This window comes from Miniimonas arenae (assembly GCF_006351005.1).
GTDB lineage: Bacteria > Actinomycetota > Actinomycetes > Actinomycetales > Beutenbergiaceae > Miniimonas > Miniimonas arenae.
In genome coordinates this window covers 20798-35832 of sequence record NZ_VENP01000017.1, presented here as the reverse complement: position 1 = coordinate 35832, position 15035 = coordinate 20798, and the positions used below count along the sequence as shown (strand labels likewise).

General features: G+C 71.3%; 5 protein-coding genes. 4 read left to right on the top strand and 1 reads right to left on the bottom strand.

Annotated features, from left to right (window positions below):
- Positions 1-1011 carry an AAA family ATPase gene (locus tag FH969_RS06315; RefSeq protein WP_139986515.1) on the bottom strand — a complete coding sequence of 337 codons (1011 nt, stop codon included), beginning with the start codon at positions 1009-1011 and terminating at the stop codon, positions 1-3.
- A gap of 627 nt (positions 1012-1638) precedes the next feature.
- On the opposite strand from FH969_RS06315, the gene FH969_RS06310 reads away from it, so the two are divergent.
- The 4 genes from FH969_RS06310 (at position 1639) to FH969_RS06295 (ending at position 14964) form a co-directional block, all read left to right on the top strand.
- The gene (locus FH969_RS06310) at positions 1639-2907 is read left to right on the top strand and encodes a collagen-binding domain-containing protein (protein ID WP_139986514.1); all 1269 of its coding nucleotides are present in this window, start codon (positions 1639-1641) and stop codon (positions 2905-2907) included.
- A 144-nt stretch (positions 2908-3051) separates the two neighbouring features.
- On the top strand, positions 3052-5103 hold the full coding sequence (locus tag FH969_RS06305; protein ID WP_139986513.1) for a bifunctional copper resistance protein CopD/cytochrome c oxidase assembly protein: 2052 nt from the start codon (positions 3052-3054) through the stop codon (positions 5101-5103).
- Entirely contained in the window at positions 5100-5630 is a 531-nt protein-coding gene (locus tag FH969_RS06300) for an adenine phosphoribosyltransferase (protein WP_108718828.1), read from the top strand. The genes FH969_RS06305 and FH969_RS06300 overlap by 4 nt, the downstream gene beginning before the upstream one ends.
- 235 nt (positions 5631-5865) lie before the next feature.
- Positions 5866-14964: a DUF7927 domain-containing protein gene (locus tag FH969_RS06295; protein WP_139986512.1), complete on the top strand. Its 9099-nt coding sequence runs from the start codon at positions 5866-5868 to the stop codon at positions 14962-14964.
- Positions 14965-15035: the final 71 nt, after the last annotated feature.

Below are 15035 nucleotides of genomic sequence, written 5' to 3'. Positions count from 1 at the left end.
TCACGGGCTGGGGACCGCCGCGAACACCGCGTCGATGAGGGACTCGGGCTGCACGTTGTTGGCGAGCGCGTCGTACGTGCGCACGAGGCGGTGGCGCAGGACGGCGTGGCGTAGCGCCTTGACGTCGTCCGGCACCACGTAGGCGCGGCCGGCCTGCAGCGCGAGGGCCTGCGCCACCCGCATGAGCGCGATCGAGCCACGCGGGCTGGCACCGACGCGGACGTGCTGGTTGAATCCCGGCAGCGGGCGGGGTCCGCCGCCGCGCGTGGTGTTGATGAGCGCGACGATGTACTGCCGGATCGCGGTGTCCACGTACACCTTGTCGACGAGCCGCTGCAGGAACAGCGTGTCGTCGAGGCCGATCGGCCGGGCCGTGATCGGGGCGGTGAGCGCGCCGGACGCCATCCGGTCGAGGATGTCGACCTCCTCGTCCGGAGCGGGGTAGGTGAGAACCTCCTTCATGAGGAACCGGTCCATCTGCGCCTCGGGAAGGACGTAGGTGCCCTCCTCCTCGATCGGGTTCTGCGTCGCGAGCACCATGAACGGCTTGGGCAGCGGGTAGACGTCGCCGCCGATGGACGTCTGCTTCTCCTGCATCGCCTCGAGCATCGCCGACTGCGTCTTCGCAGAGGAGCGGTTGATCTCGTCCAGCAGGACGAGGTTGGCGTGCACCGGGCCGAGCTGGGTGGAGAACTCACCGGTTGCGTAGTTGTAGATCTGCGTCCCGATGATGTCGTTCGGCATCAGGTCCGGGGTGCACTGGATGCGGTGGAACGTGCCGCTCACGCCGGCGGCCAGGGTCTGCGCGGACAGCGTCTTCGCCAGGCCTGGCACCGACTCCAGCAGGACGTGCCCGCCGGCCAGGAGCGACGTCACGAGCGCGGTCCGCAGGCCCTGCTGGCCCACGATCCGCTGGTCGAAGACGCGCCCGATCCGGGTGAGCAGCTCGCGCGCTCGCTCGCCGTCGTCGTAGGAGATGGGGCTCGTCTTCGGCGCCAGGTGCGTGGTCAAGGTTTCCCCGCTTCAGCTCGGCAGTCGTGGCGTCTGGGCGGCGGCCTACCGGGGTGGTGGGCCGGGCCGAACCAGGTCGGTCCACGCGGAACCCGGTCATTCTGCCATCCCGGGCGTCGGGTCACGCGTGACAGCGGCGCGACGGGCGTGCGACGGCTGGCCGGACGCGCGCCTCGTGAGGGGCCTCTCGAACGACCGGAGCACGACGGTCGGGCCTGCTGTGAGGGTGGTCACCACGTGAGCCCCGAGATACAAGGTCCCTCCAGCGATTCCACAACGATCGTGTAGGGTCGAAGGGTACTGGGAGGTACCGCGCAGGTTGCGTGACTCGTGCGCCACGGTCGTCCGACCGGATCGGCGCTGGCCTCTCGTGGTGGGAAGACATTCAGTCGGGGCCTGCTCATGACCACGTCCGTAGATGTTGCTGCGCCGGAAGACGCCGGGCGGCCCGAGGGGCACGGAGCACCCGGTGAGCGCGCGAGGCGTGCGATCTGACCGCGGCGATCCGTCCGGAGCGCCGGCGCCGCGATCGCCACGCTGGCGCTCGTGGTGCTCGGCGGCGGCGCGGTCCTCGCCGCCGGTGGAGCGGCACCCGCTGCCGCTGCGCCGACCTGCACCGTTAACCCGATGGGCGCCGCCACGCCCGTCGGCTCGGCTGACGGCTTCACGATCTTCGTGACGGGCGACGCGGTGCTCGCCAACAGCGAGCTCGAGGGCTCGTTCGCTGTGCTGGGGTCCGCCACGTTCGGCGACTCGCGGGGACAGAGCAGCGGTCAGTACCCGATCGTGCACAGCATCGCGGGGAACAGCGCCTACTCCGTGCCGACCATCGACGGCGACCCCACCCGGGTGCTCCTCCAGCGGTACGCGGGCTCGCCCGCCGACGCCACGAAGGTCGTGCAGGTCAAGAACCAGGGCGACCCCGCAGGCGTGGCCGCGGGCTTCAAGCTCGCCGACCCCACCTCGCCCGACGGCTACACCTTCGGTCCGCAGTTCGGCGGGTCGGGCACGACCTTCTACCCGGTCGGCGGCAGCAACCAGAGCCCGCAGATCGAGTCGCTGGTCACCCCCTGGGTCGACCTCACGACGGCGCAGGCAGAGATGGGCACCGAGCTCGCCTCGGCCGCGGCCTACTTCCCGGCCGACGACGGCGAGGCGATCCTCGAGGGCATCGACTACCAGGATGCAGTGGTCACGAACGGTCAGGAGGCCCGCGTGGTGCTGAGCGTGGACGGTCCCAGCCGGATCACGCTGTCCGACCTTGCCGGCGCGCAGAAGCTGTTCCTCCAGGACTACTCGGAGACGTCGTTCCTCGTCGTGACGGTCTCGCCGTCCGACGTCGTGAACGGTGTGCTCACCCTGCCGACGTACGCCGGGGCAGGAAACGTTGACGAGGGTTCGAGCTACCTCCTCTGGGACCTCAGTGCACTCGACGGGGACGTCACGGTGGTCTCGACGGCCAACCGCGTCCGCGGGTCGCTGTACGCGCCGAACGCGCACGTCACCTTCCCGGCCGGAGGCAGCCAGTTCGAGGGCCAGATCATCGCGGAGGGACTGACCGCGCTCCAGGGTGGCGAGGAGATCCACACGAACCTCTTCAAGGGTGCGGCGCCCTGCGCCACCGAGCCGACGCCGGAGCCGACGGTCACGCCGACGCCGGAGCCGACGGTCACGCCCACGCCGACGCCGGAGCCGACGGTGACGCCGACAGCCACCCAGACGCCCACGCCTGCCCCGACTCCGACCACGGCCGGCCCCAGTGCCTCGGCGAGCGCCCCGGCTGGTGGCGGCGGGAGCCTGCCGTCGACCGGGGCCGCGGTCGGTGGCGTGCTGGCCGGCGCAGCCGCTCTGATCGGGCTCGGTGTTCTCCTGGTCCGTCGCAGGAACGCCGCCTGACGTAGGCCCAACCACGCACGACGGCGAGGGGCCGGGGGCGCAGACGCGTCCCGGCCCCTCGCCGTCGCCGCCACGCGTGATCCCGCACCCCGGCCTGGTGCTGGACCGACCCGGGCCGCCCCGTAGCGCGCCTACCCTGGACTCGTGAGGTCGGACGCCGCGTGGGAGCCACCGCGCTGGCGCACCCTCGGCGCCGGCGCCGTTCTCGCGGCGGTCGCCGCCCTGGTCGGGATCGCGCTCACCGGTGCCGCGACCCCGACGATCCTCGCGGACCCCGGCGCCGTCGTCAGGTGGGGACTGCCGGTCGTCGAGCTCGTCGTCGACCTCGCGTGCGCCGTGACGATCGGCGCGCTGGTCCTCGCCGCCGTGGTGCTGCCGCGGGCGGGTGACGCACAGGCGTCTGCTCGCCGTCGAACGCGCGTGACGCCCGACGGCGGAGCCTGGGTCCTCGCGCAGCGCACCGCCGCCGTCGCGAGCGTCGTGTGGACGCTCGCCGTCGCGGTCCAGCTGGTGCTCACCTACGCCAGCGTGTCGGGACGCCCGATCGGCGGCCCGACGTTCGGCGACGAGCTGGGCGTCTACCTCACGCAGATCGGGCTCGGTCAGGCCGGCCTGTGGGCGCTCGCGCTCACGGCGCTGACGTCGTTGCTCGCCGTCGCCGCGACCGGTTACGCGAGCGCGGCGTGGGCCGCCGTCCTCGCGCTCGCGGCACTGGCGCCCGTCGCACAGACAGGGCACGCCGCCGGCGCCACGAACCACACGCTCGCCGTCGGGAGCCTGTGGCTGCACCTCGCGGGCGTCACGGTGTGGATCGGCGGGCTCGCCGTGCTCGTCGTCGTCGCCGGCGCGCTCGGCCGCGATCTGCGGACCGTGGCCGCTCGCTACAGCCACCTCGCGATCTGGGCGTACGCGCTCGTGGCGGTGTCCGGCGTCGTGAACGCGTACGTCCGGATCGGATCGCTCGCGGGGCTCGCGACGCCCTACGGCGCGATCCTCCTGCTCAAGGTCGCCTGCGCGGTGCTGCTCGGCGTCGCCGGCTGGTGGCACCGCCGCCGCACGATCCCCCGCCTCACGAGCGGTCGGACCGCGCCGTTCTGGCGCCTCGTCGCAGCGGAGGTGGTGCTGGCCGGCGCCGTCATGGGACTCGCCGTCGCGCTGTCGAGCACGTCGCCTCCGGTCCCCGACACCCCGCCGACGGCTCCCTCGCCGGCCGAGGCGATCACGGGCTACCCGCCCCCGGCCGAGCCGACCGTGGCCGGCTGGTTCACCCTCGTGCAGCCCGACGTCCTGGTGCTGACCGGAGTGGTGAGCGCCGCCGTCGTCATCGTGGGCTGGACGCTGCGGCTGCGCCGCCGCGGCGACGCGTGGCCCGCCGGGCGAGGAGCGTCGATGCTCGTCGGCCTCCTGCTCGTGGCATGGGCGAGCAGCGGCGGCGCGGCCGTGTACGGGCACGTGCTGTTCAGCGGGCACATGGTCCAGCACATGGTGCTCGTGATGCTCGCGCCGATCTTCCTCGTGCTCGGCGCCCCGGTGACCCTCGGTCTTCGCGCTCTGCCAAGCCGCGACGACGGCTCTCGGGGACCGCGCGAGCTGCTGCTCGCCGTGGTGCACTCGAAGGTCGCCGCGTTCTTCGGCCACCCGATCGTCGCGGCCGTGAACGTGGCCGGCAGCATGATCCTCTTCTACTACTCACCGCTGTTCGAGCTGTCACTCACGAACCACCTCGTGCACCTGTGGATGATCGTGCACTTCACGCTCGCGGGCTACCTGTTCGTCAACGTGCTCATCGGGATCGACCCCGGCCCGAGGCGACCGTCCTACCCGCTGCGCCTCCTCCTGCTGTTCGCCACGATGGCGTTCCACGCGTTCTTCGGCCTCGCGCTGACGGAGGGCACGCAGCTCCTGGCCGCGCGATGGTTCGGCGCGCTCGGCCTGCCCTGGGGGGTGGACGCCCTCGCCGACCAGCGGCTCGGCGGTGCGTTCGCGTGGGGGTTCGGCGAGATCCCGTCACTCGTGCTCGCGATCGCACTCGGGCTGGCCTGGATTCGCGACGACGAGCGCACCGCGCGGCGCCTGGACCGCGCCGCGGACCGCTCGGGGGACGCCGATCTCGCGGCGTACAACGCGATGCTCGCGCGGATGGCCGGCACATCCCACACCGAACGCCCATCTAGCCCGACGGAAGTGGACCGATGACCCTCGACCTGCGTGCCCTCATCCGCGACGTGCCCGACTTCCCCAAGCCCGGCGTCGGGTTCAAGGACATCACGCCGATCCTCGCGTCACCGCAGGCGTTCCAGGAGACGGTGGACCTGCTGGTCGCGGCGGCGCCGGACGACATCGACGTCGTGTGCGGGATGGAGGCGCGCGGATTCATCTTCGGCGCGCCCGTCGCGCTCGCGCTCGGCGCGTCGTTCGTCCCGGTGCGCAAGTCGGGCAAGCTGCCGCGCGACACCGTCGAGACGACGTACGACCTCGAGTACGGCACTCAGACGCTGGCCGTGCACTCCGACGCGATCGACGAGGGCGACCGCGTGCTGATCGTCGACGACGTGCTCGCCACGGGCGGCACCGTGGCCGCCACGGCCGATCTGGTCCGGCGGCTCGGGGGGGCCCTCGTCGCGGTCGACGTGGTCATGGAGCTGGCGTTTCTCGAGCCCCGCGCGTTGCTCGCGCGGCACGGCATCGACGTGGTGCACACGCTGGTCGGTTACGCCGAGTGACCGGGCAGAACACGCGACCTCTACTGTCGTTCCACTGAACCCTCCCCAAGAGGGTCACTTCTGTGCCAAGGTACGTTCGCACGGACGTGTCCACCATCTGGGGGTGCGGCGGACTGCGTACGCGACCATGGTGTCGCGGCCGCGGCGTCCGAGCACCAGAAGCAGGGGGCTCCAGGGACACCGACCGCACGTCGGGCACCCTCGATCGCTCGCTGCGAGGCCGAGGAGATCGATCATGGGTGTCACGCCGCGTCACGCGAGCCGCAGGGCGACGATCCGGGAGCGACGTACGCGTCTCGTCTCGGCTCTCGTCACGCTTGCGCTGCTGCTCGGAGCTCTGCCCGTGGCGACGCTCGCCGGGCTCGTCGCCTCCGCGACGAGCGCCGAGGCGGCGACCGTCACCGTCCCGGCCGCGCAGCGGCCGCAGGCGCGGATGATCAACCACATCGGGTGGACCGCCGCCAACGGAACCGCGAACCCGCAGAGCAACGACTGCTCGAGGTTCGGCATCGCGCCGGACGCCACGACGTCGGGCACGGCCTCCAACACCGGCGGATCGGGTGGCACCGCCGCCGCCGCACGCACCGACGGTTCCACCGCCTGGGTCTCGGCCGGTACCACCGCGTATTCGGCGCACGGCAACAACTCGTGCTCCACCATCAGCGGCACAGACGTAGGAAGCGTCAGCCTCTCGAACCAGAGCGCGATCGGGTTCTCTCCCCGCGACGTCTCCACGTTCGACACCGGTGCGGTGTTCAACCTCGGCCGGATGGTGCACCGCAACAACCCTGTGAACGTCGTGAACGAGTGGTTCCGAGGCGACATCGGGCTCCAGTTCATGGGTATGGACATGACGTTCCGGTGGCGGATGGACGAGACGCCGAACAACTACTCTCCGCAGTCCGATCCGCGGAACAATGACATCCTCGACTTCCTCAACCAGACCACCGACCAGACGTTCACCGTCGGCGGGCTCGTCTACACCCTCGTCGTCGAGGGGTTCACGGCACCGAACGGCACCAACAACACCTGCCTCGCCACGCTCAGCGGTGCCGCCACTCCGGTGAACCAGTTCTCCACAGTCGAGGGCACGAGCACCTACGGGTGCCTGTGGGCCTCGGCCGAGCAGGTGAGGACCGTGACGGTGGTGAAGCAGGCCGAGGCGCCCTACGGCCTCAACGGCGCCACGATTCCCGCTTCCACGTTCACCTCGTCCAGCTCGCTCGCGGGGTCGCCGTGGGCCACCGGCTTCTCGCTCACGCCCACCGCGATCGGCGCATCGGGCACGGCGAGCGTGACCCGCACGTACACGACGGGGCAGACAGTCTCGATCACCGAGACCACCCCGACGAGCCCGTGGGGCTTCACTGACGTCGTCTGCCGCGACGGCAGCGGCGTCGAGCTTCCCGCCGGGTACAAGAGCGGCGCGACGGTGACGCTGAACGAGACGACGGCGCCGGCCGTCACGAGCGCTGCAGCCGTGCCCATCACCTGCACCTACACGAACACCGTGCGGCCCACCGCGACGCTCACTCTGCTCAAGAGCGTGACGTCGACCGGCCAGCCCGCCCCGCAGGCCGTCGCCAGCAACTGGACGCTGACGGCGACGCGGAATCCCGTTGCCGGTGTCGCGACCCCGGTCTCCTCGATCTCCGGCGTGGGTCAGGCGACGGCTGGAGCCACCGCCGCGATCACCAACCAGAGCGTTGCCGCGGGCACTTACGTCCTCAGCGAGACCGCCTCCGGTACCAACACGGGCGGGTACCAGCAGAGCGGCGCCTGGACGTGCACAGCCGGCACCGTGTCGACGACGGACGGCGTCACCTCCGTGACCCTCACGCAGGGTCAGAACGCCACGTGCACCGTGCGCAACGTGTACCAGACGGGCAGTCTCGTGCTCTCCAAGACGGTCACGGGGGCCGGGTATACGGGCGGCACGACGAAGTCCTTCACCGTGCAGTACGTCTGCACCACCACGGACTCGCGCACCGTGACCGGAACGGTCACGCTTGCACCCAACGCGACCAACGGCCAGCCGGGGTCGGCGATCACCGTGTCCAACGTCCCGGCCGGCTCGACCTGCACCGTGGCGGAGACCGCACCGAGTGGCGGTCTGGTGAACTCGTCGTGGATCTGGGGCACGCCCACCACGACCTACTCACCCAACCCCGCCGTGGTGCCCGCCAATGGCAGCGCGAGCGCCGGGGTGACCAACCCGACCGTGCAGCAGTTCGGCTCGTTCACGATCGCCAAGGCGATCACGCCGCGCTCCGGTGTGCCCGCCTCGGGCTACGCGGGAGGCGCGGCGCGCACGTTCGCGGTGACCTACCAGTGCACCATCGCTGGGACCGTGACGCGTTCGGGGACCGGCGTGATCAGCGTGGGGACACCGCTGACGGTGACGGGGGTGCCGGCCACCTCCGTGTGTGTCGTCACCGAGACGGCGCCGACCACTCAGTCCGGCGACTTCGTGGACGCCTCGTACGCGTGGGACGGCAGCTCGGGTGCGCTCACCCTCGGCGCAGTGCCCGCGAACGGCAACGTGGGCGGCACGATCACGAACTACTTCACGCGGGTGTATGCGAGCCTCACCGTCACGAAGACCGTGGTCGGTGGTGGCTACATCGGCACCGGCGAGCCGTTCCAGGTCGTGGTCACGTGCGGCTCCGGTGAGAGCCAGGTGGTGCGGACACTGACCCTGAGCTCGACCGGCTCGAAGACCGCCAGCGTGCCGGCGGGCGTCGCGTGCACCGTCGTCGAGACGACGCCGTCCGAGTCCCTCCTGTCCGCCGAGTACGCCTGGCAGGCGCCCTCCTACACCGGGCTGACCAACGGCGTCGTCTCGGTTGCGGCGAACTCCTCCGCGACGGTGGGCGTCACGAACACCACCGTGATCGACCTGGGCCGAGTCTCGGTGACGAAGGCGATCGCCCACTTCGGGTCGGCGGTCGCCAACGGGACCACGTTCGCCGTCCAGGTGAGCTGTGGCACGGCAGGCACCTTCGCGGCGACGCTCACATGGTCGGGTGGCGCGTCCTCCACGTGGACCTCCGGACTCCTTCCGGTCGGTACCTCGTGCACCGTGACGGAGGACCAGCCGACGGGCGGGCTTCCGGACGCCAGCTACGCGTGGGGCGCGGTTCCGAGCGCGCAGACGGTCGTGGTGCCGTCGAGCCTCGACCCGGTCGGGGTCACGGTCACGAACGACATCACGCGCGTGCGCGCTCCCTTCACGATCGTCAAGGACGTCCAGAAGCCGGACGGCGCACCGGGCGCCACCATCTTCTCCGGGACGTACTCGTGCACCTACGGCGTCGGCGCCTCGGCCGAGACGATCTCGGGAACCTGGACGGCGCCGCCGGGAGGCGGAGCCGCCACGCTGTCGCCCGTCGCGTCCGTTCTGCTCGGCTCCTCGTGCACCGTGACCGAGGCCGACCCGACCAACCCGCCGGACCCCTCCTACAGCTGGACCAAGACCGTTCCCGGCGCGACGTCCGTGACGGCCGTGACGGGGGCTCAGGCCACCGTCTCCAACACGCTCAACCGCTCCACTGGCTCCTTCAGCGTCGCCAAGGGCGTGCGAGGCGGCGCGGCCGGCACGGCGTTCGAGGACGAGGCGTTCACGTTCGCCTACGTCTGCACGCCGCAGACCGGCGATCCGATCAGCGGCACGCTCACGATGTCGGCAGGTGGGTCGCAGTCCGTTGCCGACATCCCGTTCGGCAGCACCTGCGCGGTACGCGAGACCGGTACGGCCGACCCGATCGACCCGTTCCGCTGGGACGGCGTGACGTTCTCCGGCGGTGGCGGTGAGCTCGTGGCCGGCGCCTGGACCTTCACTACCCCGTCGTCGGACACCCCGGTCGCGGTGACCGCGACGAACGCGATCAGCGCACGGTCCGGATCGGTGTCGGTGACCAAGGCAGTGACGGGCGAGACCGCAGGCTTCACCGGGGGCTCCGACGCGATCTTCCCGATCGGCCTCACCTGCGACGGCGTCTCCTACGGGACGCAGGATGTCGCCGACGGCGAGTCGTTGGTCTTCTCCGGGATTCCGCTCGGTGCCGCCTGCACCGCGAGCGAGAGTGGCTTCTCCGGTGGTCTCGCCGACGCGTCGTTCGCCTGGGCGTCGCCGATCGTCGGAGAATCCGTGACCGTCGACGTCGAGGGTTCGACGCCGTCGGGCACAATCACCGTGACCAACCGGATCGTCCGCGTCTACGCCCCGGTTCAGCTGACCAAGGAGGTCCGGATCGGGACCTACACCGGGGTCGTGGACCCGGCTGCGACCTACGACGGCTCCTTCCAGTGCACGTACTCCGGCGCAGGCGACGACGAGACCGTGACGGGCAGCTGGTCCGGGACGGACGCCACCCCGACCGACGACGCCGGTTCGCTGCAGACCCTCACGCCTGCCGGCGGCGAGCCCGCGACGAGAATCGAGGTGCTCGTCGGCTCCGTGTGCACGCCGACGGAGAATCCGCTCGACGACCCGTCGAACGATCCGTCGTTCGTGTGGGCGGATCCTGTGGTCACCCCCGTGACGGTCACGGCGACGCCGGAGTTCTCCACCATGACGGTGGTCAACACGCTCGAGCGCACTACGGGCGACCTGGTGGTCTCGAAGCTGCTCTCCGGCGAGACCGACGGCGTCACCTCAGGCACCGTGTTCCCGGTGTCCGCGGTGTGTGGGTACGAGGGCGTCGAGGGCACGTTCACGGGCAGTGCGAACGTGACGGCAGGCGCGGACCCCGTCGCGTTGATCTCCGACGTGCCGGCCGGCTGGACGTGCACGGTGTCCGAGGGGGTCGCGAGCAACCCCGACGGTCCGCCCCTCTACGACGCGTCGTACGCGTGGGGAGCCACGACGATCCGCGTCGACGGCGTGGACACCGTCGACGTGGTCGTCACGGCGGACGAGACCGCTCAGGTCGAGGTGACCAACGACGTGGTCCGCGTCCGCTCGGGCTTCGAGATCGTCAAGGCGCTCGGGTCCGGAACGCCCGAGCTCTCCGACGACGCGCAGTTCTCCGGCAGCTACCAGTGCACCTACACCCGGGACGAGACCCCCGGGCAGACGTACACCGGCACGTGGGCTGTCGACGGCACCGGCGCGGCAACGTTGACGCCGGACGACGACGGGCCGACCACCTTCCCTATCGGCACGAGCTGCGCGGTCACCTCGGAGGCCGCGCTCGGAACGAACGAGTTCCTGCCGGACACCTCGTGGGCGTGGTCCCCGGCGGACCTCGGCCAGGCGGTGACCATCGCGCCGGGCGTCACCCCCACCGTCACCGTGACGAACACGGCCACGCGGGTCTTCACGGACCTCCAGGTCACGAAGAGCTTCACCGGTTCTTCGGCAGCGCTCGTCGACGGCGCCACCGTCGACGGGTCCTGGGCGTGCTTCTACCCCGCCGACGCCACCGATCCCGGCTCCCAGGTGGCCGGCGGGACGTGGACGCTTCCGGCGAGCGGTGGCTCGGCGGTGCTGGCAACGGCCGACGCCGGCGACGACGGCGACAGCGTCCCCGCTGAGTCCCGGTGCGAGATCCGGGAGAACACGCCGGACCAGGCGAACCTCGTCAACTCCTCCTACGCCTGGACCACCCCGGCCTATGCCCCGGCTGGCAGCGACGGCGCCTCGGGCGCCGTCACGACCGTTGCCGGCCAGGCGGTCGGCGTGACCGTGACCAACTCGACGCAGCGCGTGACGGGCACCTTCACGATCACGAAGGACGTGCAGCTCTCGGCGAACGCCACCACGGCGGCGTCCGCGATGGCAGCGCTCACCTACTCGGGCACGTGGCGGTGCACGCTCGACGGCGAGACCGACGTCCCGCAGCCCGTCACCGGTACGTGGGGTCCGGTCCTCGACGGGGCCGAGTTCTCGGTGCCGGGTGTGCTCCTGGGTGCTTCGTGCGAGGTCACCGCGGAGACCAGGCCGGCCGATCCGGTCGAGCAGGACGTCTCGTTCGTCTGGCTGCCGTGGACCTCCGACGGTCCGGTGAGCGTCGACTCGGTGCAGACAGCGCCGGTCGTCACCGTGGCGAACCCGGTCGATCGCGTGCTCGGGTCGTTCGCTGTGAGCAAGACGGTGCTCGACGAGCAGGGCGGTGTCCCCGCGGATGCCCGCTTCACGTTCGAGTGGCAGTGCGAGGCGGAGAACGGCGACCTGTATCCGGACGCCGGGCCCGGGACATTCACGCTCGCGAGCGGCGAGACGTGGGACTCCCCGGCGGCGGTTCCGGACGACAGCTCCTGCACGGTCACCGAGGCCGGGCTGCCGACGCCGAACCACCCGTCGTTCGCGTGGAGCACCACGAACACGGTGCTCACCAACGGCGACGAGAGCGGGTCGGGGACGGAAACCGCGACGTTCCAGACGGGCGGGCCGAGCGACGTCGTCATCGCCGAGTTCACGAACACGCTCACCCGGACTCCGGGGAGCTACTCGGTGAGCAAGACGAGCGATCCGCCGACCGGCTCCACGGTGCTGCCCGGCGACCCCATCACCTATACGGTGACCGTGACGCCGGGTGGGGCCGGCTTCGTGGACGACGTCGTCGTCACCGACGACCTCACGGCCGTGCTGGCGAACGCGACCCTGTCGACCGAGGACCTCGAGCCCTCGCAGGGTTCGGCGGTCTTCGACGACGCCACGAACCACATCGTGTGGAGCGTCGGCACCGTCGACGCTGCGAACGGGCCGCTCACGTTGGTCTACACGGTCAAGGTGAACGACGAGGCGTTCGGCGTTCGCCTCACCAACGTCGTCACCGCCACCGGCGAGTACCCGCCGCAGGAGTGCCAGGGCGACTGCTCGACGACCCACGTCACGCCGGCCTGGACACTCGCGAAGTCTGCTGACCCCGCCACGGGCTCGACGGTTCTTCCGGGGCAGGACGTGACGTACACGCTGACCGTGACGAACACGTCCGAGGCCACGGTCGCGGGCGCGGTCGTCACGGACGACCTGTCCGACGTCCTCGACCACGCGAGCCTCGCCGGCACCCTGCCGGCGGGCCTGACTCTGGACGGGTCGACGCTGACGTGGGACGTCCCGACGATCCTCGCGGGTGGCGAACCTGCCTCGGTGTCCTACACGGTGACCGTGGACGACGACGCGATCGGGGTCACCCTCGCGAACGTCGCGACGCCGTCGAGCCCTGGCGGCACCTGCGTCGAGGAGAGCGGGTGCTCGACCGAGCACCCGACCCCAGGGTTCACGCTGTCGAAGGCGTCCGACCCCGCCTCCGGGTCCACCGTGGTTCCGGGCGACGTCGTGACGTACACCCTCACCGCGACCAACACCTCCGACGGTGTGGTCGAGGGCGCGACGGCGGTGGACGACCTCACCCAGGTGCTGTCGCACGCCGACATCGTCGGCACGCTGCCCCCGGAGCTCGCGCTCGTGGGCTCGACGCTCACCTGGTCCATTCCGACGCTCGCACCCGGGGCCGATCCCGCATCGGTCTCGTACACGGTGCGGGTCCGGGCGGGCGAGGACGGTGCCACTCTCCTCAACGTCGTCACGACCGACAGCCCGGGCGGATCGTGCCTCGGCGCGTGCTCGACGACGCACGTGACCCCCGCGTGGACTCTCGCGAAGTCCTCCGATCCGGCCACGGGCGCGACCGTGGTGCCCGGGCAGCAGGTGACCTACACCCTCACGGCGGCGAACACCTCCGATGCCGTCGTCCGTGGGGCCCTCGCGACGGACGACCTGTCCGGTCTGCTCGCGCATGCCGCCCTGGTCGAGCCGCTGGCCGAGGGTCTCGCGTTCGACGCCGAGTCCGGCGTGCTCACGTGGACGATTCCGGAGATTGCCGCCGGTGCACCCCCGGCGAGCGTGAGCTACACCGTCACCGTGAACCCGGACGCGGTCGGTGCGACGCTGACGAACGTGGTCACGCCGCAGGGTCCCGGTGGCGAGTGCGTCGAGGGTGACTGCACGACGACGCACTACACGCCCGTCTGGTCGCTCGCCAAGACCTCCGATCCGGCCTCGGGCACGACGGTGGACGTGGGCAGCACCATCACGTACACGCTGACCGCCACGAACGAGTCGGAGGAGGCGGCGGTCCTCGGCGCATCCGCGGTGGACGACCTGTCCGACGTTCTCGACGACGCCGCGATCGTCGGTGAGCTCCCGGCCGGCCTGACGCTGGACGGCACGACGCTGACGTGGGCGATTCCGACCATCGAGCCCGGCGGGGAGCCGGTGAGCGTGAGCTACAGCGTGCGGGTGAACGACGACGCCACGGGCGCGACGATTCGCAACGTGGTGACGCCCGCGACCGGTGGCAGCTGCGTGGAGAGCTGCACCACGCAGCACCCCACACCGGCATGGACGATCGAGAAGTCCTCGGACCCGGTCTCGGGCAGCACCGTGCTCCCGGGCCAGAGCGTGACGTACACGCTCACCGCGACGAACGTGTCCGACGCGGTGGTCGCGGGCAGGACCGCGGTCGACGACCTGTCCGACGTCCTCGACGACGCCACGCTGACCGAACCCCTCGCCGACGGCCTCACGTTCGACGCGGAGACCGGTGTGCTCACCTGGGCGATTCCGGAGATGGCCGCCGGCTCGGCTCCCTCGACCGTCTCCTACACGGTGACCGTTGCTGACGGCGCCTTTGGAGCGACCCTCCGCAACGTCGTGACCTCGCCGGGAAGCTCGCCCTGCGTCGCGCCCGACTCCGAGGGCCGGGCGCTGCCCGGGGCCGTCGCGGATCCCGAGCTCTGCCCGACGACGACCGAGCACTACACACCGGCGTGGACCCTGCAGAAGAACTCCGACCCCGCTACCGGGGCCACGGTGGCAGTGGGCCAGCACATCACGTACACGCTCACGGCCGCGAACACCTCCGAGGCCGAGATCACCGGTGCGACGGCCGTGGACGACCTGAGCGAGGTGCTCGCGAACGCCCGCCTCGTGGGCGACCTTCCGGCGGGCCTGACGCTGTCGGGGACGACCCTCACGTGGGAGATCCCGACGATGCCGGCCGGCTCGGACCCGGTGTCGGTGTCGTACACGGTCGAGGTGGGGACCGCCGCCGGAGTCACGATCACCAATGTGGTGACGCCGTCGGGTGGCGGCGGCGAGTGCACCAACGCGTGCACCACCACCCACGAGGTGCCGCCGACGGTGTCGCCGAGCCCGAGCCCGAGCCCGAGCCCGAGCCCGAGCCCGAGCGCGAGCGCGAGCGCGAAGCCGCTTCCGGGCACCGGCGCGGCCGTCGGCGGGGCCGCTGGTATCGCGCTCCTGCTCCTGCTGGCTGGTGGGGGCGCAGTCCTGGCGAGCAGGCGCCGCCGGACGGAGCGCGACTGAGCGCAGAGGTCGAACCCGGCCGACGGAGTGGGCCCCTTCCTCGAGGACGGGGCCCACTCCGGTAGCCCGCG